Source organism: Streptomyces sp. NBC_01551 (genome assembly GCF_026339935.1).
Lineage (GTDB): Bacteria > Actinomycetota > Actinomycetes > Streptomycetales > Streptomycetaceae > Streptomyces.
On sequence record NZ_JAPEPX010000001.1, the window covers coordinates 3,445,824 to 3,469,189 of the forward strand.

Here is a 23,366-nt window from a genome sequence, read left to right on the forward strand (position 1 = left end):
GGCCTTCCGCATGGAGCAGCACAGCCCGCCAATCGGTTGATATGCCTGGCGAGTCGCGGATCCGCCCTACGGGTTTGCTGGGACGATCCCACCCATGGCATCAAGGACAGGCTCGGTCGAGAGTTCGGCAACAGCGCGGGTCGTCCTGCTGACGCTCTCGGCCGGTCAGTTCCTGATGGCGCTCGACAGCTCGGTCATGAACGTCTCGATCGCGACGGTGGCCGAGGACGTGGGCACGACCGTGACGGGCATCCAGGGCGCGATCACCGCCTACACCCTCGTGATGGCCATGTTCATGATCCCCGGCGGCAAGGTCGGGGCGCTGATCGGCCGCAAACGCGCGTTCCTGATCGGCTGCTGCATCTACGGGGCCGGCTCCCTCACCACGGCGCTCGCACCGAACCTGGCGGTGCTCCTGCTGGGCTGGGCGCTCCTCGAAGGTCTCGGGGCGGCGCTCATCCTGCCCGCGATCGTGGCGCTGGTGGCCGGCAACTTCGTCCCTGAACGCCGTCCCGCCGCCTACGGACTCGTCGCGGCGGCGGGAGCCGTGGCGATCGCGGTCGGGCCGCTCATCGGCGGTGTGGCGACGACGTACTTCTCCTGGCGGTGGGTCTTCGCCGGTGAGGTGCTGGTGGTGCTCGGCATCCTGGTGCTGGCCCGCCGCATCGCCGACGCCCCGGTCGGCGAACGCAAGCGCATCGATCTCGTCGGCGCCGTGCTGTCCGCGCTGGGGCTCGGGCTCTTCGTCTACGGGGTGCTCCGCTCGGACGAATGGGGCTGGTTCCAGCCGAAGCCCGACGCGCCCTCGTGGCTCGGGATCTCGCTGGTCGTGTGGCTGATGCTGGCAGGTCTGCTGCTGATCTGGGTCTTCCTGCGCTGGGAGGCCCGCGTCGTGGAACGGGGCGGGGACCCGCTCATCGACCCGGCGCTGCTACAGAACAGGCAGCTCACCGGCGGGCTGACCATGTTCTTCTTCCAGTACCTCGTGCAGATGGGCGTGTTCTTCGTCGTACCGCTCTACCTGTCGGTCGCCCTCGGCCTGTCCGCACTGCAGACCGGTGCCCGCCTCCTGCCGCTGTCGGTGACACTGCTGGCGGCCGCGGTCCTGATCCCCCGCTTCCTCCCCGACGTCTCGCCGCGGCGGGTGGTACGGCTCGGGGTCCTCGCCCTGCTCGCCGGTGCGGTGGTCCTGATGGCCGCGCTCGACGCGGACGCCGGTGCGGAAGTCGTCACCGTCCCCCTCCTGCTGATCGGGCTCGGCATGGGCGCGCTGGCGTCCCAGCTCGGGTCGGTCACGGTGTCCGCGGTACCGGAAGACAAGAGCGCGGAGGTCGGCGGCGTCCAGAACGCCGTCACCAACCTCGGCGCCTCGATCGGTACGGCCCTCGCCGGATCGATCATGATCGCCGCGCTCGCCGCTTCCTTCCTGACCAGCATCGAGCAGAATCCGGCGATCCCGGACAGCGTCAAGAGCCAGGCGACCGTCAAGATCCAAAGCGGCGCACCCTTCCTGTCGGACGCCCAGCTCGAGACGGCCCTCGACGAAGCCGGCACCAGCAGCGAGGTGACCCAAGCCGCACTGGACGCCAACGCCGCAGCCAGGCTCGACGGCCTCCAGGCCGCCCTCGCCATCCTCGCCCTCGCGGCCCTGCTCGCGTTGTTCTTCACCCACCGCATCCCGACGGCCCAGCCCCGCTCGACGGCGCCGGTCTAAAACCTCGCAGCCCGGGCACCGAGGTAGGTGGGGTCCTGTGCGTATGAACCGTGTACCGCGTACCGCCTTCATTGACCGGGAGAGAAATATGACGATCAAGGACATCGGGCCGGAACCGCAAAGCTTCGACCTTGAGAAGGCGACGCTCGAGAACACGAACTATCGCGCGGTCGCCTGGTCCGGGAAGTTCCTTCAGCTGACCCTCATGTCGATTCCGGTGGGTGAGGACATCGGCTTGGAGGCGCACCCGGAGACCGACCAGTTCCTACGACTCGACGCAGGCCGGGGCCGCGTCCAGATGGGCCGCACGAAGGATCGACTCGACTTCGACCGCGAGGTCGAGGATGGCTGGGCGATCTTCGTGCCCGCCGGCACTTGGCACAACGTCACCAACATCGGTGACGAGGCCCTACAGCTCTACGCCGTATACGCGCCGGTCCACCACGCGCCGGGCAAGATCCAGGCGGCAGCCGCCGACGCGGAGCGCGACGAGGACTCGGGCGACGACGAGCCGCCAAGCTGGTCGGTCCAGCCTGTCCAGCAGCCCTCGGACGAGCACGCCTGACCAGCGCTCCCCACCGCGTAGAGGTCCTGGCGTCGCCGGACCGCCGGCTCCGGCCGGAGATCGCCCTTGTCGTCGAGGCCGTCTGCGAGCCGGAGCGGACGTACCTCTACTCGCTCGGCAGCCAGCAGGGCAATGCGCATCTGCACTGGCACGTGGCCCCCCTGCCGACTGGCGTCCCGTACTCGAAGCAGCAGTTCCACGCTCTGATGACGGAGAACGGTGTCCTGCCACTGCCGCCGGACCAAGCGGCCGAGACGGCTGGACGCCTGCGCGAGGTGCTCATCGCCAGAGGGCTCAAAGAGGGGTGACCGACGACGCGCAGCGTTACTCCCGGGGGAGTACGGGAGGGCCCGGGACACCCGGGGGAGTAGGGGTGATCTCCTGCGTCGGTGTGACGGAACGGTGCGTCGAAGACGGGACGCTGGATGCAACCGGGCGGGCCACCGCGGCCACCGGTCCGAATCCATGCGGAGGGGCCCGAGATGGGGCAGACAGCGCGAACAGCGCGAACAGGTGCACGCCGCAAGGTGGTTCCGTGGGGCGTACTGGCGCTGTGGGTGATCGTGATCGCCGTCGCCGGGTCGTTCGCGGGCAGGCTCGCGGACGTACAGCGTGACCGGACGGCGGACTATCTGCCGTCGGGCGCCGACTCGACGCAGGTGGCCAGGCTCCAGGAGAAACTGCCCGGCGGCGAGGCGACCGGCGTGCTGCTCGTCTACCACCGCGACGGCGGGCTGACCGCCGCCGACCGGGACACCGCCGAACGGCAGGTCGCGGCGGTCACGGTCCCGGCGGGTACCACGGACACCGGGTCCGCCAAGTCCCCCGCCCTGCTTGCCACGTCGAAGGATCCCCGGGACTTCGCCGCGACCCTCCGAGGACCCGGCGTTCCATCCGCAGACGGCACCACTCTCATGTACGCGGTGTCCACGGCCGCGCCCGGCACGGACGACGCCGCGAAGAAGGCCTTCGTCGAGGACGTACGGGCCCACACGCGCGGCACCGACGGGCTGACCGTGTGGGTCGGCGGCGACAGCGCCGTCGAAGTCGATGCCAAGGAGGTGTTCGGCTCCATCGACGGGACGCTGATGCTGGCGACCGGCCTGGTGGTGGCCCTGCTCCTGATCCTCACCTACCGCAGCCCGGTGCTCTGGCTGGTGCCGCTGGTGGTGGTCGGGGCGGCGGCCGTCTGCGCGCGGGCCGCCGTGTACGGGCTCGCCTCCGGCTTCGGACTCACCGTGACCAGCCAGAGCGCCGGGATCATGACGGTCCTGGTGTTCGGCGCCGGCACCGACTACGCACTGCTGCTCGTCGCCCGCTACCGGGACGAACTGCGCCGTACCCCGCATCCGTACGATGCGATGCGCACCGCGCTGCGCGGTTGCGGGCCGGCCGTGCTGGCCTCCTGCGGGACCGTCGTGGCGGGGTTGGCCTGTCTGTTCGCCGCCGACCTCAACAACATCCGTGGCCTCGGCCCGGTTGGAGCGGTGGGCGTGCTGTGCGCGCTGATCGCGATGACGACGCTGCTGCCGGCGATCCTGGTGCTGCTCGGACGGAGGGTGTTCTGGCCGCTGATCCCCGCGTACGGCAGCGAACCCAAGCGGCGCGCAACGAACGTCTTCGCCGTGATGGGGAGTTCGGCGGGCAAGCGGCCGGTCGCCGTGCTCGTGACAGGAGTCGTGCTGCTGGGCGCGCTGGCGCTCGGTGTGCTCAACCTGCCCGGGGCGCTCAAGAGGGAGGACAGCTTCACCGGCAAGCCCGAGTCGATCGCCGCCATGGGAACGCTGGCCAAGGCCTTCCCGGATCGCAGCAGCCGGCCGATAGAGGTCATGGCGCCTACCGAAGCCGCCGACCGGATTCTCGCCGGAGCCAGGTCCGTCGACGGCGTCGCGAGCGCCGAGCGGGGCCGCAGCGGCGGCGGCTGGACCGAGATCGCCGTCACCGCCGAGTCCGCGCCGGAGTCCGAGGGGGAGACCGCCCTCATCGAACGGCTGCGGGCCGATCTCGACGGCGCGCACGTGGGCGGCGCGAGCGCCCGGCAACTCGACCTGGCCACCACCAACTCCCACGACCGCCTGATCGTCATTCCCCTGGTCCTCGTCGCGGTGCTGCTCGTCCTCACCCTGTTGCTGCGCAGCCTGGTCGCCCCGCTGCTCCTGGTCGCCGCCGTCGTGCTGGTGTGGGGCGCGGCGCTGGGTATCGGCGGACTGGTCTTCGGCCCGGTGTTCGGCTTCACCGGCGTCGATCCGGGGCTGCCTCTGCTGACCTTCGTCTTCCTGGTCGCCCTCGGCGTCGACTACGGCATCTTCCTGATGCACCGAACCCGCGAGGAGACCCGGGGCGGCGCCGAACCGAGGCAAGCCGCGCTGATCGCGCTCCGCACCACCGGCGCAGTGATCGCCTCGGCCGGGATCGTCCTGGCGGCGACCTTCGCGGTGCTCGCCTCGCTGCCGCTGGTGATGTTCGTGGAAATGGGCACGGTCGTCGCGATCGGGGTGATCCTGGACACCTTCCTGGTGCGCACGTACTTGGTGACCAGCGCCAGTGTGTTGCTCGGCCGCAGGGTGTGGTGGCCGGGTCGGCCTTCCGGTACCTCGGCCCCGGTTTCCGGACCCGCACTGGAACTGGTCGGCGACCGGCGATGAGAGCGACGATGTCCGGGTGGCAGAAGTGATCGACCCCCCGAGCGCGGCCGGGCGCGTACTGCGCGTACTGCACCAGGACCCCCTGGCGGCCGGGCACCCAACGCGGAACGACGCGATGATCGCGGCCGGTGTCGCCCTGCTCTGCGGGGCGGTGGCGTACGCCGACACCGCGATGCGACCGGACGCGCTCGGGTGGGCCCTGCTCGCCTGCTCGGCCCTGCTCCTGGTGTGGCGGCGGCGGCACCCGCTCGGGGTGATGATCGCGACCGTCGCCTGCATCGCCTCGTACCAACTGCTCGACAACGCCCACGCCGCCCCCGTTCCGGCCGCAGTACTCGCCTTGTACACCGTGGCCGCCACCGGCACCGTCCGCCGGACGGTGGCGGTCGGTGTGTGCGTCGTGGCCTTCGCGGTGAGCGCCATGTCGTCCAACGGTGCCCACCGCGCCCTGGACGTACTGCGCACCTCCGGCTGGCTGGTGTCGGCCCTCGTGCTCGGCGTCGCCGTCCGCAACTACCGCAAGTACCTCGCCGAGGAGAGCGCCCGGGTCGGACAGGACGCCGACCGCAAGATCGCGGAGGAGCGTCTGCGCATCGCTCGCGACCTGCACGACTTGCTGGCCCACAGCATCACGCTGATCGGTGTCCGCACCTCGGTCGCCGCCCATGTGCTCGCCGTCGACCCGGACCGGCTCGACCGGGCGGCGATCGCCGAGGCGCTGGACTCCATCGCCGACACCTGCCGTGAGGCACGCGCGGAGCTCCGTACCACCTTGACCGTGCTCCGCGCCGACGAGCGCGGGCCGCTGCCGGACCTCGCAGGGCTGCCCGATCTGGTCCGTGCGGCCGACGCGGAACTGATCCTGGACACCGGCGGGATCCATGTCCCGCCGGCCGTGGGGGCCGCCGCCTATCGGATCGTTCAGGAGTCGCTGACCAACGCGGTCCGCCACGCGGGCCCCGAAACCACGGTCCGGGTCCGGGTGGCGGTGGCTGACGGGTCTCTTCGGGTCGCCGTCAGTGACGACGGCCAAGGCCCTGGAGCGGACTCCACCACTGCGGGTTTCGGCATCGTCGGTATGGGCGAGCGGGCCCGCAGTGTCGGCGGTACCTTGCGGACGGGCCCCCGCTCCGGCGGTGGCTTCGAAGTCGCGGCGAGCCTGCCGCTCCCACCCCGCTCCCCTTCCCCTTCCCTGGAGTCATCCGCGTGACCACGTCACCCGTCGGGCACGACCGCGTCATCCGCGTCCTCCTCGCGGACGATCAGACCCTCGTACGGGCGGCCTTCGCGATGCTCATCGAATCGGCTCCCGACATGGAGGTCGTCGGACAGGCGGGCAACGGGCGCGAAGCCTTCGACCTCGCCCACTCCGAGCGGGCCGACGTGGTCGTCATGGACATCAGGATGCCGGTCACCGACGGCATCGAGGCGACCCGGCTCATCGCCTCCGCCGAAGACCTGGCCGGGGTGAAGGTCCTGGTCCTCACGACGTACGACACCGACGAGAACGTCGTCGAAGCGCTGCGGTCCGGGGCTTCCGGCTTCCTCGTGAAGGACACCAGACCGGCCGAACTCCTGGCCGCCATCCGTACGGTGGCCGGTGGCGAGTCGCTCCTCTCGCCGGGCCCGACCGCCCGACTGATCGCCCGGGTCCTGCGCACCCCCAGCTCCACCACCCCGGCCCCCGCCGCCCTCGACCCGCTCTCCGCGCGCGAACGGGAGGTCCTCACCCTCGTGGCCCGGGGCCTCAACAACACCGAGATCGCCGACGCGCTGGCCCTGAGTCCCCTCACGGCGAAGACGCATGTGAGCCGGATCATGGGGAAGTTGGGGGTACGCGACCGGGCGCAGCTCGTGATCGTGGCGTACGAGTCGGGGCTCGTCGTTCCCGGAGACTGACCGCGACGGCGGCCCCGGGCCTGCGGCGGGCGCGAGGGCGGCGGGCGCCCCGCCTTGATCCCCCTTGCCGGTCCTCTCGGGGCGGCCCGGGGGTCAGGGGGCGACCCGTTCGGTGAGGTACTGCTCCCAGGTGAGTCGGCCGGTCGCGTGGTCGGGGGCCGTCAGGTGTCCGGCGCGCCAGGCGGCGCCGATCCTGCCGGGGACGTGGACGGGGAGGACGGCGCGGCGCTTGCCGACCGCGCGCAGCCAGTCCTTGGCGAGGCCGGCGGCCGGGTGCACGGCCGGGCCGGCGAAGTCGGACACCCGGCCGGCCGGTTCCCCGAGGGCCAGCTCGACGAGGCGGTCCGCCACTTCGCCCGGGTCCACCGGCTGGCAGTCCGTGCCGGACGGCACGAGGACCACCGGGAGCTTGGACAGCACCCCGAAGGCGAGGTCGAGCAGCGCGGGGAACTGCGTGGCCCGCAGGTTGGTCCAGCCGATCCCCGAGTCGGCGAGCAGCCGCTCGCCCTCCAGCTTGACCCGGTAGTACGGGTAGGGGATCTCGTCGACGCCGACGATCGAGATGTTGACGACGTGCTCGACACCGGCCCGCGCTCCGGCCTCCAGCAGGTGCCGGAAGCCGGGGACGTCGTTCTTGAAGTGCCGGATGTCGCTCGCGCAGTGGATCACGGTACGGACACCCGTGAGCGCCTCGTCCAGTCCGGTGCCGGTGGTCAGGTCGCCGGTGTACCAGGCCACCCCGGAGTCGTCCGGCACCTCGGCCCTGCGGGTGAGCGCGCGGACCGGGCGCCCGGTGCGGCGGGCCCGCTCCAGCACCTCGCGGCCGAGCGTGCCCGTCGCGCCGGTCACCATGATCGCGTCGTTGGTCGTCATCAGTCTCAGCCTCTCGCCGGTCGCCGTCGCTTTCACCGATGAAGAACCGACGGGTCAGGCGTTTTGTGACAGCTCCCGGAGCTGAGTCGCGAGGAAGGCCAGTTTGTCCGGGTTCCGGACGAGCCGGATGCCGGTGACCCCGTCCTCGCCGAGCTCCAGCGCCCCGAACGCCGTCAGCTCGCCGTCCTCCCAGCCGACCACCGCCGGAACGCCGTTCGCCTCGGCGAAGCCGATCTGCACGCCGTTCACCCACCGGGAGAAGAGGCCCACCAGGAAGCGGGCCGCGTTGTCCCGTCCGACCACCGGCCGAAGCGCCGCACTCACCTTGCCGCCGCCGTCCGACCAGACGACCACCTGCTCGGAGAGCAGCCGCTCCAGCTGGGCCATCGCCCCCTCGGCCGCGGCGGCCAGGAACCGGGCGAGCAGCTCTCCGTCCTGCTCCCGCGTGGTGGCGAACCGCGGCCGGCCGTCGTCGGCCAGGTGCTGCTTGGCCCGGCGGTAGAGCTGGCGCGCGTTCGCCTCCGAGCAGTCGAGGACGCCCGCGATGTCCCGGTGGCTGTACTCGAAGGCGTCGCGCAGCACCACGCAGGCCCGCTCGGGGGGCGACAGCCGCTCCATCATCGTCAGCACCGCGAACGACACCGCGTCCCGCTGCTCCGCCGTCTCCATCGGCCCCAGCGCCCCGGCGCCGGTCCCCACCGGCTCGGGGAGCCAGGGGCCGGCGTACTCCTCGCGCTGCGCCCGGGCGCAGGTGAGCCGGTTCAGGCACAGGTTGGTGACCACCTTGGCCAGCCACGGGCCCGGCGCGACCACCTGCCCGGGCTCGGTCCCGTGCCAGCGCAGGTACGCGTCCTGCACGGCGTCCTCGGCCTCGGCCGCCGAGCCGAGCATCCGGTACGCCAGCGAGAACAGCCGCGGTCGGTGGGTCTCGAATTCCTCTGCCGTGTCCATGACCACACGCTAGTGTCCGGGGCGGAGTGCCCGGACATCGGCCGCTTTTCGGACCGGGTGCAATGGGTCTTTCATTCCGTGTCCGGCAGCCAGGCGTTGTTGTTCTCGTTGTACCAGTAGCTGTGGCCGGGCTTCAGGGCGACCGTGCGGAACGGGCGGCCGTGGTCGTCGACGCGGGTGGTGCCCTGGCGGTCGCCACTGCTCCAGGCCAGCTCCAGGTACCAGCTGACGTCCTGACCGAGTGTGGCGGCGTCGATGTTCAGCACTTGGGGGTCGGTGGCGGAGACCTTGTACGGGAAGTCGGTCGAGGCCGTCGGCCGCTCGCCCTCCTTGCCGGGTACGGGCCTGGCCCTCGGGGAGGCGTCGTCCAGGTTCACGGCGAAGGACGCCGGCACCAGCGCGCCGCCGCAACCGGCGCCCATGGTGTAAGCGTTCCAGCCGGGAGCCTTGCGGCCGCTCACGACATGGACGTACAGCGCGTGCAGGACCGCGGCCTTGCCCTCGGTGCCCTGGACGGTCAGCTGCATGCGCAGGTGCCCCGCCGGGACGGCGTGCAGGGCCCGGGCCCACCCTTCGGTCGCCTGCCCGGCGGGGGGCGGGGGGACCGTGCCGGGTTCCTTGTCCAGGGCGAACCACTGGTCGCAGGGGCTGTCCCAGTTGTCGGGCAGGACGTTGACCGTGAACGGGGCGGTGGGGGAGGCCCCCTCCTTGGCGGTGGCCTGCGAGGTGGACGTGGTCGAGGGGGACGCGGACGTTGCCGAGGGGGACGACGGTCCGGGGCTGGACGGGGGTGCGGAATCGGCTGTGGGCGTGGGTGACGACGACCCGCCGGACGGCAACGCCGGGCCCGCCGCCGCCCGCTCGCGCGAGGACGGCTGGGCGGCGCCGCGGCGCGTGTCCCCGTGACCCGCATCTCCCATGGCGGAGACGGCGGCGGCGGTCCCCGCCACCGCGGCGGTGGCCACGGCGGCCGCAACGGCGAGCAGCAGCCGAGGACGCCGGGCCCTCGGTACGGAGGCCCGGGCGGGGCCCGGCTGGACAAGGGCGGCGAGGGCGTGTGCGGGTGCCTCCGTTGCCGTTGCCGTTGCCGTTGCCGTTGCCGGTGCAGGGGCGGGGGCCTCCGCCGCTGCCGACGCGGGAGCGGGGGTAGGCGCCGGGGCGGGTGCCTCCGCAGCGGGCGCCGGGGGCGATGCGGGTTCGGTCTCCGCCTGCGGCCGGACCTCCGAAGCCTCCCCATCCACCACCACCGCCGATGCAGGCGGCACCTCCGGGGCGGCGTCACCGCCCCGCGGCGCCACGGTGTTCGCCGCCCCCGACCCCGGGGCCTGCCCCTCCGTCACCGCCCGCCGCCGCTCCACCAGCGCCAGCAGCCACTGCTGGTGCAGCGCGACCAGTTCGTCGGCCGAGGCACCGCAGACTCGGGCGAACCGCTCCACCGGGGCGTAATCCGTGGGCACCGCCGCGCCGCTGCAATAGCGGTGCAGCGTCGAGTTGCTGGAGTGCAGACGCTTCGCGAGCGTGCCGTAGCTGCGCCCCGAGCGCTCCTTGAACTCGCGCATCAGATCCGCGAACCGCTCCGTCTCCGTGGCCATTCCACCCTCCCCCTCATCCCGGAACACGTTCCAGGCTCGCCCGATCGCCCAGGTGAGAAGGGTCGGGAGCGTTCCAGGGTTCCTACTATCCCCGTCGAGACGCCACTGGAACAAAACCGGCCCCACAGTTGCGTCATCAGCCCGTCGGTCCGCCGATCGGATCGGCGGTCGGATTCGGCGGTCGCAACGGGAGGGCCCCCACCCGCCCCACCGACCGCCCTCGGCCGCCTGCGGCAGCAGCCGACCGGAACAGCAGCCCCACCCAACGTCTCGTCAGACAGGAAGCGGAAGCCTCCGTCTGACGACCGCACCGACACGGAGAGTTCCCCATGCGCACCTACCGACTCCGCACCACCGCCCTGGTCGCCGCCACCGCCGGCCTCGCTCTGGCCCTGACCGCCTGCGGCGGCTCGGACAGCGCCGGCGGGCCGACCACGAACCCCGCCGCGACCAAGAGCGCGGACAAGTCGGTCTCGACCGGGACCGTGGCGCCGTCCGGGGAGGGCGCCTCCACCGCCCCGTCCGCCGGCAAGGCCACCGGAACCGGCACGGCCACCGCCACCCCGGCGAAGGCCGGTTCAAGCGGCAAGAACACGGGGAACACCACCGGTGACTCCTACGCCTACACCCACCCCTGCTCGGCGCGTGACCTGACCGTCAAGGTCACTTCCCCGACGGGCGCTCCGGCCACCGTCCGCGTCATCACCGTGACCAACAACGGTTCCACCTCCTGCGGTCTGGACTACTTCCCCACCGTCGGCTTCAGCGCCAAGGGCCGCGCGCTCGGTCTCCAGGCCACTGCCCCCGGTGGACTGGGCGGCGCCCCGGCGTACCCGGTGCACCCCGGCGCCACCGCGTACGCGGCCGTGGACCTCAACCCGTCGGGTGGCAACGGCCCCGTGGCCGACGAGGTCAACGTCCTGGCCGACAAGGAGCACATGCCGAACGCGGACGGCGTCAGCCTCCAGCTGTCCAAGCCGGGCAGCGTCGCCAACCCGAAGGTCGGCCTGTACCGCACCAACACCCGCGACGCGCTGAGCGCCTTCTGACGGAGTCCCGGGGGCCGCGGCCCCCGGCCGTCCTACGGGGTGTGTCGCCGGGCGGGCTCAACTGTCCTGGGCTTCGGAAGCCCTGATCGTTCCCATGGCCCGCCGACTTACACGACTTCCACGGCCCCAGTTGGGGGCAGGCCTCCAGGACCGGAACCATGGGCGGCTGAACAGACCATGTCCGGCGGTGCCGGCCCGGTGGTCCGAGGCAGCTCTCGGGCCATGCTTCTGCGGGCAGGCTCCTAACATGAGCACGTGGTTGCCAGTGACGCCCAGCAGTCCGAGGCAGGAAGGGAAGCAGTGTCCCGCGACGACGTCGAAACCGGCGGTGTGTCTTCCGCACCGACGGCCGGAGGATGCGACGCAAGTGGTCCTCCCTCCGGATCGCACCGTGACAAGGCCGTCGAGGACTTCCACCCGGTTGCCGACCTGGTCGAGCGAGCGGCCGATCTGGTGGAGGCGAACAAGCCGAAGCTACGAGGCTGGCTTCACGCCGGAATGATCCCCGCATCGCTGGCCGCGGGCATCGTCCTCATCTGCCTGGCGGGGACACCGCACGCCACCCTGGCCTGCACCGTGTACTCCGTCACCGCCTGGATGCTGTTCGGGACGAGCGCCGTCTACCACCTCGGCACGTGGGGACCACTCGGTGAGGCCGTTCTGCGTCGCCTCGACCACGCCAACATCTTCCTGATCATCGCCGGCACCTGTACCCCGCTTGCCGTGCTCCTTCTTCCCCCTGACCAGCGGTCCGTCCTGCTGTGGATCGTGTGGACGGGCGCTCTGGCCGGCATCGCCTTCCGTGTCCTGTGGGTCGGAGCTCCCCGCTGGCTGTACACCCCCTGCTATCTGGCCCTGGGTTGGGCACCGGTGCGTTACCTGCCCGACTTCCTGGACAGGGGTGGGGCGCCCGTACTCGCCTTGATCGTGACCGGTGGGCTTCTCTACAGTGCGGGCGCGGTTGTCTACGCCCTTCAGCGCCCCGACCCCTCGCCCCGCTGGTTCGGCTTTCACGAGGTCTTCCACGCCCTGACCGTGGCAGCCTTCACCGCGCACTACATCGCCATCTCCTTCACCGTCTACTGAGCACGGCAATGTTCTGCCGGGGGGCTGCTGTCGCCCTGGGGCGGGCGAGTTGCCGGCTGGCTTCGGGTCAGGGTGCGAGGGGGCGGCGGAGGGAGAGGTAGTAGTTGCCGACGGCGGACAGGTAGCGGTGGTCAGCCGTTTCGCTGTCGGTGGTGAACTGGGGAGCGGCTTTGATCTCTTCCCGGGTCCCTGTCACCCTTACCGTCCGTGTTTCGGTGTCGATGCCGGCGACGGCGCCGGCCGGGATCAGAATGCTCTTGCCGAACACCCACACGCCGGTGTCGACGACCAGGTGTTGCATGCCGGGCTGGTCCTGCTGGCGGTCCACGTGCCCGATCGTTCCGTCAGCCGCCTCAACCGTGAACCCCATCAGTGACTGCAGGGACGTGTAGCCGCTGTCCTGCGCGTACATCCACACACCGCTCACAACCCCGTCTCCTCACTCTCGGCTCGAAGGCGGCGGCCACAGCCACACGGCCGGCTTGGCTCGTCCATCCCCATGCCCCGGTGCTTGCCTCGTAACCGGGTCCTCAGAGGATTCCGGGCGCGCGTGCTATGCCGGTGGCCGGGCAGCGTCCCCGAGTAGGGCCGATGCCTGCTGTTCGGGTGAACCAGTCAGGCAGCGCGGCCTGCGCGGGCAGCAGCAGCCACCTGGCGTGCGGGTCCTCGGGCAGGGTTGAAGACGGTCGGCCCTGAGGGTTTCTCGGATCTGTGCCGGCTGTGGTCACAGGCTGCGACCCCAGATGGATGGCTTCGACGAGGCAGTGGGGGCCGACCGTAAGGCCTCGGGCGCTCGGAAAGAGCGTCAGGGAGCAGTTCTCGTGGAGGGCCGGTCCCACGGTGTCGGAGGAGGAGAGGAGCGGTCATGCCCCCAACCGAGGAGCGAGATCCAGGCGCCCATCAGGGACGCGCCGGCGGAGAGCAGCTGGTGGAGGTGGACCTTGCGGGCGTGCTCGCGGCAGCGGAATCCGCCTCCCCTGTGGAGTCACTGGATGTCGTCGCACGGATGCTCAGGGACCGCCTGAACGCTGCTGTGGTCTCGTTCCTGATCGTCGACTTCACCGGGTCGTCAGTGGTGCGGCTCGGGGCAGCCGACAGCGTCGAGTCCGACGAGCCCCCTGAGCGCGTCGCTCTGCCCGGCACCCTCTACGCGGACGCGTTGCGCACACAGCGGCCGGCCCTCCAGCGAGAGGGCAACAGTCGGGTCAGGGTCGTGGCGCCCGTCACCAACCGCGGCGACGCCATCGGCCTGCTCGAACTCTTCCTGCCGGATCACCCCGACGACTTCGCGATGAGGCAGATCGGCGCGACCGCTCACGCCCTGGCCTACATCGTGATCGCCAATCGGTCCTTCACCGACGTCTACCAATGGGGTCGCCGTACACGGCCCCTGAACCTGGCCGCCGAGATCCAGCACCGACTCCTGCCCACCTCACTGGCGTGTGAGGCAGCCCAGTTCACGGTCGCCGGAGCGCTGGAACCGGCCACGCACGTCGGCGGTGACACCTTCGACTACGTCGTCGACCGCGACACCATGCAACTCTCCGTCACCGATGCCATGGGCCACGACGTGGAAGCCGCGCTACTCGCCACCCTCGCAGTGGGCGCCCTTCGCAGAGCCAGGCGTGCCGGCGCCGAGCTCGAAGTACAGGCCTTGGAGGCCAACCGGGCCGTCATCGACCACGGCAGGCGGGGCTTCGTCACTGGGCAGCTGCTGCGCATCAGCCTGCTCGACGGGACCACCCAGTTCGTCAACGCCGGGCATCCCTGGCCGCTCCGCCTCAGGCGGGAAAGGGTCGAGCAGATGGTTCCCGAGGTCGATCTCCCCTTCGGTATCCAGCCACGTACCGCCTATCGGGTGCAGCGGCTGGACCTGCAGCCGGGTGACCGCCTCGTGATGCTCACCGACGGCATGCTCGAGCGCCGCGCTGTGGAGGTCGATCTGCCCTCCCTGGTTGTGCGCACGGGCGATCTCCACCCCCGCGAGGCCTCCCGCGCTCTGGTCGCCGAGATTCTGCGCGCGCATGGCGGCCGTCTCCAGGACGACGCGACGGTCATGTGCCTGGACTGGCACGGTACCCACCAGGTCACACGCAGCGCTGACGCCGGGGCGGACCCGGCGGAGGCGTCCGCACCCGAATAGCACTCCTTCGACGACCGAGGCCCGTCGATCCCGACGTCAGGCCGAGGACGGCGGCGCGGATGATTCGGCGGCGCGGCGGTACTCGGCGTTGATGCGCTGGGCTTCCTCGAGCTGATCTTCGAGGATGATGATGCGGCAGGCGGCCTCGATGGGGGTGCCCTGGTCGACGAGTTCCCGGGCGCGGGCGGCGATGCGGAGCTGGTAGCGGGAGTAGCGGCGGTGGCCGCCCTCGGAGCGGAGCGGGGTGATCAGGCGGGCTTCGCCGATAGCACGGAGGAAGCCCTGGGTGGTGCCGAGCATGGCGGCGGCCCGGCCCATCGTGTAGGCGGGGTAGTCGTCATCGTCGAGACGGCCGAACGAGTCGTCTGCTGTCATTGAACCTCTCTCATGGAACACATGGAGGGGCCCTGGTGCCGTACGGCACCAGGGCCCCGAAGGAACTACTACACCATCTGTCGGCCCTGATACTGCGCCGACGCTGTGTTTCCGCCGACCCGACCGAGATGCTGCCGGGAGTGCGGGGATCGCGGTTGCTTGACCGGAGACCACCTCACTATCGATGTCCTGCGGTACCCGGGCTCAAGGCTTCCGCCCGGGCGATCCTGATGGTGCTCGGCTCCTCCGTTCTTCCCTCGGTGATCAACTGCTTACTGCTGGTACTGCTGGTACTGCTGTATTGCGTACTGCTCAGTGGCCTGACCCAGCGCCACTCTTCGGCAGCCAGCCCCGTTGCCCATCCTGCGTCTGCTCTGGCTTAGAACCCCACTGCCGAACTTCCCGGTGCGCGCGTCCGCAGCCGACGCCTTCACCGAGGTGCTAGTCACTTACTTCACTGCTGGGTACTTCGAACTGCACTTACAGGTACTGCCACTGCGTTAACTGCTGGTACTGCCCACGGCGGCCCCTGATCACTGCGGGCCACCCGGTCCGGTCGTCAGTCCCGTCGCCGTCCTGTAACAACCCTGGCTTCGGAACTCCACCACCGCACCGTCCTGCGCACTGCAACTACAGGTACTGCTGCCCGGCAGTTCGTCTCTGCCAGGCCCTGCTGTCTCCCTGGGCTACGAGAGAAACCATAACCACGCCACAGCCCAATGTCTACTCTGGCCGTCATAGATTTTCGTTCCCGCCGAGGAGAGTTAGGCGTTCGCGGTCGGCCCAGATGCGCAGAGCAGCCTGCACAGCAGATCAGGGGCTCGGACGCCCTGTCCTGTACGGCCGTACCGGTGGATTCGGCTGGCCCATGGTCACCGCATCGCCCGAGCAACCGGTGTCACCCCTCGGGCCTCCGCGGGAAGGCGGTGAGTGCACTTCACGACCGAGTGCTACCGGTCGAGAGGACGGGACGACTGGTGCATAAAATCGGCTCTCATGTCGAAGCCTGACGAGCTGCTCGTTGACGTTGCCACCCTGGTGGAGTCCGGGCAGAGCAATCAGATGTCCCTGACCGTGGTCACCGGTGGCGCTGTCATCACCGGTCGGCTGGCACCCGAAGCCGTCTGGAGGCAGCGGGTGTCGGAGGTCCTGACGGATTCCGCCCGCCTGGGCGAGTTCGCCGCCATCTTCACCGCCACGACACCCCACGAGGGACCGCCCACTCATCTGCACTTCCATGTGGCCCGCATCCTTCAGGGCACGGTGGGGATCCCGGAGACGGGTGGGATGTATCGCGTCTCGATCGCGGATGTCAGCGCATGGACCATGGGCGACTTCAGCTACTCCGACCACTGACCCGACATCGCGTAAGAAACCCCTGGGCACGAGGGAGGGCCCGACCGGCGCGTGCCGGTCGGGCCCTCCTCGCTGTCCGGGTGTCGGCTCGCGCCCGGTCCTGTCCGTCAGACGGTCACCGGGATGCCGAGCATCGCGGAAGCCTGCTGGAGCGGGCTGAGGACGCGCGTGGGCATGGCGGCCCGGGGGAGGCCGCGGCAGGTGAACCCGAGCTGGGTCATGGCCCGGAGGACTTCACCGGTGCTGAAGTCGCGGCGGTCCTGGCGCGTGATGACCTGACCGACTTGCTTGACGGGGTAGGTACGGCGCCCGATGATCACGGACTCGCCGACGACCTGCTCGGGCTTGACGCCCTTCATCGACTCCAGGACACCGCTCTTGGTCAGGTCGAACGGGAAACGGGCGATGACACAGCGCATGTTGCCTCACAGGAAGAAGAAGGGGGGACGGCCGTGCCGCGGTGAGGCGGTTCAGCGGGCAAGGGCGAGGACGCCCAGAGCACTGCCCTGCTCATCGACGACCGGCAGGGCATCGAGCCGGCGGTAGCGCATCGCGTGTTCGGCTTCGGCCATCGTGGTTGCGGGTGAGGCGACCGGCCCGCGGTCCCCCAGCAGGTCGCGGAGACGGACCCGGTCGGTGTACGCCGCGCTGTCGTGGACAGCGGTGAGCTGGGCCTGCGTGACCAGCCCGGTGCACAGGCCGTCCTCGTCGCAGACGAGCAGATGATCCGCGCGGGCGCCGGCCATGACGGCCAGGGCCACCTCGACCGTCATGTCGTCACATACCTGTGGACCGGCCGCCTCCATCGCGTCGTCCACCGTCCGGTGCACAGCGTTGGCGTTCGCCGAGCGGGGCTGCATCTGGATCATCGTCAAAACGTGCCTCCTGCAGAGATGGGTCAGTTTCCTGATCACGTGGTTCTCAGGCCGCCGCATCGAAGGCAGACTGCCGCACGCTCACACGCCGGGCCGTCGAAGCGGGCCGTCGCGTGCCCCGGGAAGTGGCGCTGCGCTTGGCGCGTTCGACGACCGGTGCGGTGATGACGACGGGGACGCCGGAGGGTGCCTGGGCGCCGGTGATCCGGTTCAGGGCCTCTTCGCCCGAGCGGACCTGCGTGGTCTGCGGGGTGATCCTGGCGGCCTGCATGAGGCGGGTCATGTCGCGGCGCTGGTTGGGGGTGACGAGGGTGACGACGCTGCCGGACTCGCCGGCGCGGGCGGTGCGGCCGCCGCGGTGGAGGTAGTCCTTGGGGTCGGTGGGCGGGTCGACGTTCACGACGAGGTCGAGGTTGTCGACGTGGATGCCGCGCGCCGCGACGTTCGTCGCGACCAGCACGGTCACGTGCCCGGTCTTGAACTGGGCCAGGGTGCGGGTGCGCTGGGGCTGGGACTTCCCGCCGTGCAGCGCGGCGGCCCGTACGCCGCTGTTCAGCAGGTGGCTGGTGAGCCGGTCGACGGCGTGCTTGGTGTCCAGGAACATCATCACCCGGCCCTCGCGCGCCGCGATCTCCGTCGTCGTCCGGTGCTTGTCGGCGCCGTGGACGTGCAGCACGTGGTGCTCCATCGTCGTCACCGCACCGGCCGAGGGGTCCACCGAGTGCACGACGGGGTCGGTGAGGTAGCGCCGGACCAGCAGGTCGACGTTGCGGTCGAGGGTGGCGGAGAAGAGCATCCGCTGGCCCTCGGGGCGCACCTGATCGAGGAGGGCGGTGACCTGCGGCATGAAGCCCATGTCGGCCATCTGGTCGGCCTCGTCGAGGACGGTGATCGCGACCTGGTTCAGCCGGCATTCGCCACGGTCGATGAGGTCCTTCAACCGGCCGGGCGTGGCCACGACGACCTCCGCGCCTCCGCGCAGCGCTCCGGCCTGCTTGCCGATCGACATGCCGCCGACGACCGTGGTCAGGCGCAGCTTCACGGCGCGGGCGTACGGGGTGAGGGCGTCGGTCACCTGCTGGGCCAGCTCGCGGGTGGGGACGAGGACCAGGGCCAGCGGCTGGCGCGGCTCAGCGCGCTGTCCGGCGGTGCGGGCCAGCAGGGCGAGGCCGAAGGCCAGGGTCTTGCCGGAGCCGGTACGGCCGCGGCCGAGGACGTCGCGGCCCGAAAGGGTGTTGGGCAGGGTGGCTCCCTGGATCGGGAACGGCACGCTCAGGCCCTGCGCGCCGAGGGCAGCAAGCAGCTCCGCCGGCATGTCGAGGTCGGCGAAGGCCTCGACGGCGGGCAGCGCGGGAGTAATGGTCTTCGGCGGAGCGAACTCGCCCTGTACCGCTGCGGGTCGGCGGCCGTAGCCGCCCGAGCGGCGCGGACCTCCGGAACGGCTCGGGGCCGACGACCCGAAGCGGCTGCCCCGCTCCGAACCGGCGGCAGCGCCGAAAGCGGGGCCGCCGGTGCGGCTGCGGGTGCGAGAGGAACGGTCGTTCGTACGTGTGCGGTTCATTCAGAACCTTCCTTGATACGGCGCGTATCAAGGAATTTCCGCAGCGGAAACGTGGCGCTGGGAATCACAAGAACGTTGCCGAATGGAATGTGAAAGCGACTCTGACCCGCAGAGATTCTGTACGGGCGCATGCGCTGAGATGGCGTCACGGGGGGACGCGAAACCGAGAAATCGAGTGGGGTGAAGCGCCGAGCAGGCTGTAACCCTGAAATACTGCGGGAAATGCGTGCAGCTGGGGCCCGCACCCCGAGGGATGCGGGCCCCAGCTACGAAATGCGCGTCAGCGTCAGGCGGGAACGATGTTCTCGGCCGTCGGGCCCTTCTGGCCCTGCGCGATGTCGAAGGTGACCTTCTGGCCTTCCAGCAGCTCGCGGAAGCCCTGGGCGGCGATGTTCGAGAAGTGGGCGAAGACGTCGTCGCCGCCACCGTCCTGCTCGATGAAGCCGAAACCCTTGGCCGCGTTGAACCACTTCACGGTGCCAGATGCCATGTCATATCTCCTTTGGGGCAGTACACCAGCATCCGCACTGTACGGACACCGTGTCGCCGCGATGATGCCCCGCCGGAAAATGACCCGGAAATATGAAGCACTCGAATGTGACGCGGAGGCCGACTGGAGCGCTTGAAGTTTTTGGGTACCAAAACTGCAACCGAGATCGACAGTAGCACGCTGCAGCGGTTTGTGTGCGCTAAATATCTCCATCGTGTGCGGTGCGGAAAAACTCTCCCTGCGGGGTCCATTAAACTCTCTGACCGCGGGGATAGATATTGATTCCCTCCGAGTGCAGCGTTTCGCGAGCAAGGGCGTCCGCCAGCTGCGACGTGCAGTCCAGGGGACGTGAGCCTGCGGGGTGGGTCCGCAGCGCCCTCCCGAAGGGATCAGCAGCTCGCAGGGCTCCATGGCGGTCTCGGGGGCGTCCACGGCAAGGCAGCGCGGCCAGCCCCGCTCTCGCTACACGTCTGTTCCGCAGAGCCTGACCGTCACTGCGGTCGTTCGCGAAGCCGCTCCCGCAGGTGGAGGAGGACCTCGGTGTCGGCGATGTCGACCAAGGCTGCCAACAGGATCCGGATACGAACGTCATCGCCATGGTGCACAGCCCGCACGATGGCCTCGATGGTGGCGGCCGCCTCAGCGGGAAGACATGGTGGGCCGGCCGTGGCCCACACGTGAACGGCAGGACCGGCCGTGCCCGGCCGCTCTGCTGGAGTGTCCTGCTCAGGGTCACTGCCTTCATCCACCGGCACCCGTGGGAACCTCCTGACGAGATGGTCAGATCAACGGTGATCTCAGTGGCCATCTCACTGGCACGGCTGGACCAGGCCGCCCCCGAGTCCCGGTGCGCAGCCTTCTTCGAGACTTGCATCAGTGGGGACCGGTGTGTGGAGCCTGTCCCGCTGAGAGGCGTGGCACTCTCGTCGCGAGCACCGTTGGCGGGGAAGGTGGCGTAGGTGATGGCTGAGCTGAAGTTCGAAACCGTCGTGTGCCCGCACTGCGCGGCCTGCCCGGCCACTGGGCAGGCCCGTACCGTCACCGCCGACCGGTGTCGGGTGACGGTGACGTGGCACCTCCCTTCCTGCCCGCACTACGCCGCCGATCGCGTGTTGGCGGGGAGGGAGGACTAGGGAGACCCGTCGAGAGTCTGAGCCAACCCCTCCGACCAACCGCCCCTTTTGGAAAGCGAATTCACGCGACGGAGACAGCGGTGTGACGCAGGTCATCGAGGACGTGTCTCGCGACGCGAGACCGGCGGGGGCTCGTGTGGTGCAAGTGATGCGCGAACAGCCCTCCGGCCAGGGAGTTCCTGCGAGTTGGGGCACGCGGAGGGCACGGCGAGGGGTGAGAGGTCTAGATAACGAAGAAGGCCCAGGTCGCTGACCTGGGCCTTCTTGCAAGAGCGGATGACGGGAATCGAACCCGCGCTATAAGCTTGGGAAGCTCATGTTCTACCATTAAACTACATCCGCATGGTGGTCCAGTTGCCTGGAGCCTTACCGTTGCACACTCTACCTCATGATCGACCCCCGGTGAATTTGCCGCGGGGTCGTTGTTGTGTGTGGGGTGCAGCGAGGCGTGTGGGGGCGGGAGTTGGGGCGTAACGTACGGGTTCGGAGCGGCGGCTTGGGTGGGTCCCGATCATCCCCTAATGTGGCGATTCGTCGCAGGATGGCTCGTAGGGGAAAGGGACTCGATGGAGCACACCGTCGTCCGTTGTGCCGAAGGGCACGTGTTCAGCACCGCTTCGTTTCCGCTCCAGCAGCTCGGGGCCGGCCGGATCGGGCCGGGGCGGTTGCTGCGGTGTCCGCGGTGTGCGCGGCTGCGGCACGCCGTGCCCGTCGGAGGCGTGAAGCGATAGCCGCCACAGGCGCGCGGGGTCCGCTCCGATTGGGGGTGGCTCGCGCGCTCTGCGTATCCTCGGGACGTGCTTCTCTCTGACAAAGACATCCGGGCCGAGATCGACAGCGGACGGGTTCGCATCGACCCGTTCGAGGAATCGATGGTGCAGCCCTCCAGTATCGATGTGCGTCTCGACCGGTACTTCCGGGTGTTCGAGAACCACCGCTACGCCCACATCGACCCCGCCGTCGAGCAGCCGGACCTGACCCGCATGGTCGAGCCGGAGGGCGACGAGGCGTTCATCCTCCACCCGGGTGAGTTCGTGCTCGCCTCGACGTACGAGGTCGTCTCGCTCCCCGACGACATCGCCTCCCGCCTGGAGGGGAAGTCCAGCCTGGGGCGCCTGGGGCTGGTGACGCACTCGACCGCCGGGTTCATCGACCCCGGGTTCTCGGGTCACGTGACCCTGGAGCTGTCGAACCTGGCCACCCTGCCGATCAAGCTCTGGCCGGGCATGAAGATCGGGCAGCTGTGCATGTTCCGGCTCAGCTCGCCCGCCGAGTTCCCGTACGGCAGTGAGCGCTACGGGTCCAGGTACCAGGGGCAGCGCGGGCCGACCGCCTCGCGCTCCTTCCAGAACTTCCACCGTACCCAGGTGAGGCACGAGGCATGAGCGACGCAGTACGCGAGAACCTGACCTACGAGGGCTTCGGGCGCGCCGTCCGCGAGCTGGCGCAGACCATCGCCGACGACGGCTACGAGCCCGACATCATCCTGAGCATCGCCCGCGGTGGCGTGTTCGTGGCCGGCGGCCTGGCGTACGCGCTGGACTGCAAGAACATCCACCTCGTGAACGTGGAGTTCTACACCGGCGTGGGCACCACCCTGGAGATGCCGGTCATGCTGGCGCCGGTGCCCGAGGCGATCGACTTCACCGACAAGAAGGTGCTGATCGCCGACGACGTCGCCGACACCGGCAAGACGCTCAAGCTGGTGCACGACTTCTGCCTGGGCCACGTCGCCGAGGTGCGTTCGGCCGTCATCTACGAGAAGTCGCACTCGCTCGTGAAGTGCGAGTACGTGTGGAAGAAGACCGACGAGTGGATCAACTTCCCGTGGTCGGTCGAGCCGCCGGTGGTGAAGAGGGAGGGGCAGGTGCTCGACGCCTGACCCCTGTCCTCGACGGACGGATACGAGGAGGGGCCCGCCCCGCGCATGATGCGCGCGGGGCGGGCCCCTCCTCGTGCCTACGGCCGACGGTCGGTCGGCGGTCGGTCGGCTGCTAGAGCGTGCCCAGCTTGATGATCGACAGCAGGGCGATCAGCTGGATGGCGGAGGCGCCGAGCGCCTTCGGCCACGGCAGGTCGTGCGACTTGCTGATCAGCGAGGTGAACAGGGCGCCGGCGGCCAGCCAGGTCACCCAGCCGAGCACCTGCACGACCATGTTGTCGCCGCTGAGGAACACGGCGAAGAGCAGTCGCGGGGCGTCGGTGATGGACATGACCAGCATCGACAGGCCCACGGTCGGCTGCCAGGAGCCGTCGCCGCCCAGCTGGCGGGCCAGGGTGTGCGTGACCGCGCCGAGCAGCAGGCCGCAGATGACGAAGGCCACGCCGGTGGAGAGCACGATCGGGACGGCGTTGGCGAGGGTCGCGTTGATCGCGTCGTCGCGGGCCTCGTCGAGGCCGAAGACCGCGAGCAGGCCGTAGAGGAACGTCACGGTCAGCGCCGGACCCCAGACGGCGTAGTCGCGCATCTGCAGGAACGTCGGCCCGGGGCGCATCACGATGCCGCGCAGGAGCTCCTTCCAGCGCAGCCGCGGGCCGACGGGGCCGGCCGGGGGCGCGCCGGCGCCCGCGTGGTACGTCGCGGCCTGGCCGTACGGGTCCTCGCCGATGGCGAAGGCCTGGGTGTAGCCGGGGTTGTCCGCGTACGAGCCGCCGTGACCGCCATGGCCGCCGCCGTGGCCGCCGCCGCCCTGGTCGTACGGGGGCGGTTGCTGCTGACCGTACGGGTCGAAGTACTCGGGCTCGCCGTGCCCCCCGGCGGCGGCCTGCTGGGGCCACTGCTGCTGCGGGGGAGACCCGGCGGGCGGGTAGGGCTGCTGACCGTACGGCGCCTGCTGCGGTTGCTGCTGACCGTACGGCTGCTGCCGCGAAGGTTGTTGCGGGGTGCGGTTGTTGTCCCGGCCGCGTCCGATCCTGAATCCAGCCACGTGATCGAAAGTACCTGGTCCGGCGGGAGCCCGTGGACCGGCGGCCGGAAGCGGGGGCCTTTGCGGCTGAGCTGTGACATCCCTTAGGGGTACCCCGGGGGGATGTCCCCCGGGTGGTGGGGTGCGGGGCGG

The 23,366-nt window shown here is 70.1% G+C and carries 21 protein-coding genes and 1 tRNA gene; 11 read left to right on the top strand and 11 right to left on the bottom strand.

Features of this window, described 5'->3' with window-relative positions; genetic code table 11:
• The first annotated feature begins 94 nt into the window (after positions 1–94).
• The 5 genes from OG982_RS15465 (at position 95) to OG982_RS15485 (ending at position 6,823) form a co-directional block, all read left to right on the top strand.
• The gene (locus OG982_RS15465; RefSeq protein WP_266786499.1) at positions 95–1,714 is read left to right on the top strand and encodes an MFS transporter; all 1,620 of its coding nucleotides are present in this window, start codon (positions 95–97) and stop codon (positions 1,712–1,714) included.
• Between the two features lie 88 nt (positions 1,715–1,802).
• Complete coding sequence (locus OG982_RS15470; protein ID WP_266786497.1) at positions 1,803–2,279, top strand: cupin domain-containing protein; 477 nt, start codon at positions 1,803–1,805, stop codon at positions 2,277–2,279.
• 482 nt (positions 2,280–2,761) lie between these two features.
• Positions 2,762–4,924, top strand: a complete 2,163-nt coding sequence (locus OG982_RS15475; RefSeq protein ID WP_266786495.1) for an MMPL family transporter — start codon at positions 2,762–2,764, stop codon at positions 4,922–4,924.
• A 16-nt stretch (positions 4,925–4,940) separates the two neighbouring features.
• Positions 4,941–6,134, top strand: coding sequence for a sensor histidine kinase (locus OG982_RS15480; protein ID WP_266786493.1), 1,194 nt, complete (start codon positions 4,941–4,943; stop codon positions 6,132–6,134).
• An 80-nt stretch (positions 6,135–6,214) separates the two neighbouring features.
• Positions 6,215–6,823, top strand: coding sequence for a response regulator transcription factor (locus OG982_RS15485; RefSeq protein WP_266791933.1), 609 nt, complete (start codon positions 6,215–6,217; stop codon positions 6,821–6,823).
• A gap of 93 nt (positions 6,824–6,916) precedes the next feature.
• Here OG982_RS15485 and OG982_RS15490 read toward each other — a convergent pair whose 3' ends face one another.
• The 3 genes from OG982_RS15490 to OG982_RS15500 all read right to left on the bottom strand — a co-directional run bounded on the left by OG982_RS15490 (position 6,917) and on the right by OG982_RS15500 (position 10,239).
• Complete coding sequence (locus OG982_RS15490; RefSeq protein WP_266786491.1) at positions 6,917–7,696, bottom strand: SDR family oxidoreductase; 780 nt, start codon at positions 7,694–7,696, stop codon at positions 6,917–6,919.
• 54 nt (positions 7,697–7,750) lie between these two features.
• Positions 7,751–8,647, bottom strand: coding sequence for an RNA polymerase sigma-70 factor (locus OG982_RS15495; RefSeq protein ID WP_266786489.1), 897 nt, complete (start codon positions 8,645–8,647; stop codon positions 7,751–7,753).
• Positions 8,648–8,718: 71 nt separating this feature from the next.
• Complete coding sequence (locus tag OG982_RS15500; protein WP_266948735.1) at positions 8,719–10,239, bottom strand: helix-turn-helix transcriptional regulator; 1,521 nt, start codon at positions 10,237–10,239, stop codon at positions 8,719–8,721.
• 329 nt (positions 10,240–10,568) lie between these two features.
• Here OG982_RS15500 and OG982_RS15505 point away from each other — a divergent pair, with 329 nt between their 5' ends.
• The gene (locus OG982_RS15505) at positions 10,569–11,288 is read left to right on the top strand and encodes a DUF4232 domain-containing protein (RefSeq protein WP_266948737.1); all 720 of its coding nucleotides are present in this window, start codon (positions 10,569–10,571) and stop codon (positions 11,286–11,288) included.
• Between the two features lie 300 nt (positions 11,289–11,588).
• The gene (locus tag OG982_RS15510; RefSeq protein ID WP_266948739.1) at positions 11,589–12,374 is read left to right on the top strand and encodes a hemolysin III family protein; all 786 of its coding nucleotides are present in this window, start codon (positions 11,589–11,591) and stop codon (positions 12,372–12,374) included.
• Positions 12,375–12,441: 67 nt separating this feature from the next.
• On the opposite strand, the gene OG982_RS15515 is transcribed toward OG982_RS15510, so the two are convergent.
• Positions 12,442–12,786, bottom strand: coding sequence for a PRC-barrel domain containing protein (locus tag OG982_RS15515; RefSeq protein ID WP_266948740.1), 345 nt, complete (start codon positions 12,784–12,786; stop codon positions 12,442–12,444).
• Positions 12,787–13,308: 522 nt separating this feature from the next.
• On the opposite strand from OG982_RS15515, the gene OG982_RS15520 reads away from it, so the two are divergent.
• Positions 13,309–14,517: a PP2C family protein-serine/threonine phosphatase gene (locus tag OG982_RS15520; protein WP_266791929.1), complete on the top strand. Its 1,209-nt coding sequence runs from the start codon at positions 13,309–13,311 to the stop codon at positions 14,515–14,517.
• Positions 14,518–14,553: 36 nt separating this feature from the next.
• On the opposite strand, the gene OG982_RS15525 is transcribed toward OG982_RS15520, so the two are convergent.
• A complete protein-coding gene (locus tag OG982_RS15525) occupies positions 14,554–14,892 on the bottom strand; it encodes a MerR family transcriptional regulator (RefSeq protein ID WP_030755667.1) in 339 nt (112 codons plus the stop codon).
• Positions 14,893–15,888: 996 nt separating this feature from the next.
• Between OG982_RS15525 and OG982_RS15530 the strand changes: the two genes are divergently transcribed.
• Complete coding sequence (locus OG982_RS15530) at positions 15,889–16,248, top strand: hypothetical protein (RefSeq protein ID WP_030755669.1); 360 nt, start codon at positions 15,889–15,891, stop codon at positions 16,246–16,248.
• A gap of 107 nt (positions 16,249–16,355) precedes the next feature.
• Here OG982_RS15530 and OG982_RS15535 read toward each other — a convergent pair whose 3' ends face one another.
• From OG982_RS15535 to OG982_RS15555, 5 genes are all read right to left on the bottom strand, one after another.
• Positions 16,356–16,667, bottom strand: coding sequence for an SCO5918 family protein (locus tag OG982_RS15535; protein WP_266786480.1), 312 nt, complete (start codon positions 16,665–16,667; stop codon positions 16,356–16,358).
• A 51-nt stretch (positions 16,668–16,718) separates the two neighbouring features.
• Positions 16,719–17,123 carry a CBS domain-containing protein gene (locus OG982_RS15540; protein WP_266786478.1) on the bottom strand — a complete coding sequence of 135 codons (405 nt, stop codon included), beginning with the start codon at positions 17,121–17,123 and terminating at the stop codon, positions 16,719–16,721.
• A 46-nt stretch (positions 17,124–17,169) separates the two neighbouring features.
• Entirely contained in the window at positions 17,170–18,684 is a 1,515-nt protein-coding gene (locus OG982_RS15545) for a DEAD/DEAH box helicase (protein ID WP_266948741.1), read from the bottom strand.
• Positions 18,685–18,970: 286 nt separating this feature from the next.
• Positions 18,971–19,174 carry a cold-shock protein gene (locus tag OG982_RS15550; RefSeq protein ID WP_030647895.1) on the bottom strand — a complete coding sequence of 68 codons (204 nt, stop codon included), beginning with the start codon at positions 19,172–19,174 and terminating at the stop codon, positions 18,971–18,973.
• 1,404 nt (positions 19,175–20,578) lie between these two features.
• A tRNA-Gly gene (locus OG982_RS15555) sits at positions 20,579–20,649 on the bottom strand.
• A 455-nt stretch (positions 20,650–21,104) separates the two neighbouring features.
• Here OG982_RS15555 and dcd point away from each other — a divergent pair.
• A complete protein-coding gene (gene dcd / locus OG982_RS15560) occupies positions 21,105–21,692 on the top strand; it encodes a dCTP deaminase (protein WP_266786441.1) in 588 nt (195 codons plus the stop codon).
• Positions 21,689–22,189: a phosphoribosyltransferase gene (locus OG982_RS15565; RefSeq protein ID WP_266786439.1), complete on the top strand. Its 501-nt coding sequence runs from the start codon at positions 21,689–21,691 to the stop codon at positions 22,187–22,189. The genes dcd and OG982_RS15565 overlap by 4 nt, the downstream gene beginning before the upstream one ends.
• A gap of 112 nt (positions 22,190–22,301) precedes the next feature.
• Here OG982_RS15565 and OG982_RS15570 read toward each other — a convergent pair whose 3' ends face one another.
• Positions 22,302–23,234: a Yip1 family protein gene (locus OG982_RS15570; RefSeq protein ID WP_266786437.1), complete on the bottom strand. Its 933-nt coding sequence runs from the start codon at positions 23,232–23,234 to the stop codon at positions 22,302–22,304.
• Between the last annotated feature and the right edge of the window lie 132 nt (positions 23,235–23,366).

Bases quoted from the DNA above. Each gene is read 5' to 3' on its own strand.
- OG982_RS15490 (WP_266786491.1), bottom strand. From the start codon at position 7,696: ATGACGACCAACGACGCGATCATGGTGACCGGCGCGACGGGCACGCTC.
- OG982_RS15565 (WP_266786439.1), top strand. From the start codon at position 21,689: ATGAGCGACGCAGTACGCGAGAACCTGACCTACGAGGGCTTCGGGCGC.
- OG982_RS15495 (WP_266786489.1), bottom strand. From the start codon at position 8,647: ATGGACACGGCAGAGGAATTCGAGACCCACCGACCGCGGCTGTTCTCG.
- OG982_RS15485 (WP_266791933.1), top strand. From the start codon at position 6,215: ATGCTCATCGAATCGGCTCCCGACATGGAGGTCGTCGGACAGGCGGGC.
- OG982_RS15505 (WP_266948737.1), top strand. From the start codon at position 10,569: ATGCGCACCTACCGACTCCGCACCACCGCCCTGGTCGCCGCCACCGCC.
- OG982_RS15500 (WP_266948735.1), bottom strand. From the start codon at position 10,239: ATGGCCACGGAGACGGAGCGGTTCGCGGATCTGATGCGCGAGTTCAAG.
- OG982_RS15515 (WP_266948740.1), bottom strand. From the start codon at position 12,786: ATGTACGCGCAGGACAGCGGCTACACGTCCCTGCAGTCACTGATGGGG.
- OG982_RS15535 (WP_266786480.1), bottom strand. From the start codon at position 16,667: ATGCGCTGTGTCATCGCCCGTTTCCCGTTCGACCTGACCAAGAGCGGT.
- OG982_RS15465 (WP_266786499.1), top strand. From the start codon at position 95: ATGGCATCAAGGACAGGCTCGGTCGAGAGTTCGGCAACAGCGCGGGTC.
- OG982_RS15525 (WP_030755667.1), bottom strand. From the start codon at position 14,892: ATGACAGCAGACGACTCGTTCGGCCGTCTCGACGATGACGACTACCCC.
- OG982_RS15545 (WP_266948741.1), bottom strand. From the start codon at position 18,684: ATGAACCGCACACGTACGAACGACCGTTCCTCTCGCACCCGCAGCCGC.
- OG982_RS15550 (WP_030647895.1), bottom strand. From the start codon at position 19,174: ATGGCATCTGGCACCGTGAAGTGGTTCAACGCGGCCAAGGGTTTCGGC.
- OG982_RS15470 (WP_266786497.1), top strand. From the start codon at position 1,803: ATGACGATCAAGGACATCGGGCCGGAACCGCAAAGCTTCGACCTTGAG.
- OG982_RS15475 (WP_266786495.1), top strand. From the start codon at position 2,762: ATGGGGCAGACAGCGCGAACAGCGCGAACAGGTGCACGCCGCAAGGTG.
- OG982_RS15530 (WP_030755669.1), top strand. From the start codon at position 15,889: ATGTCGAAGCCTGACGAGCTGCTCGTTGACGTTGCCACCCTGGTGGAG.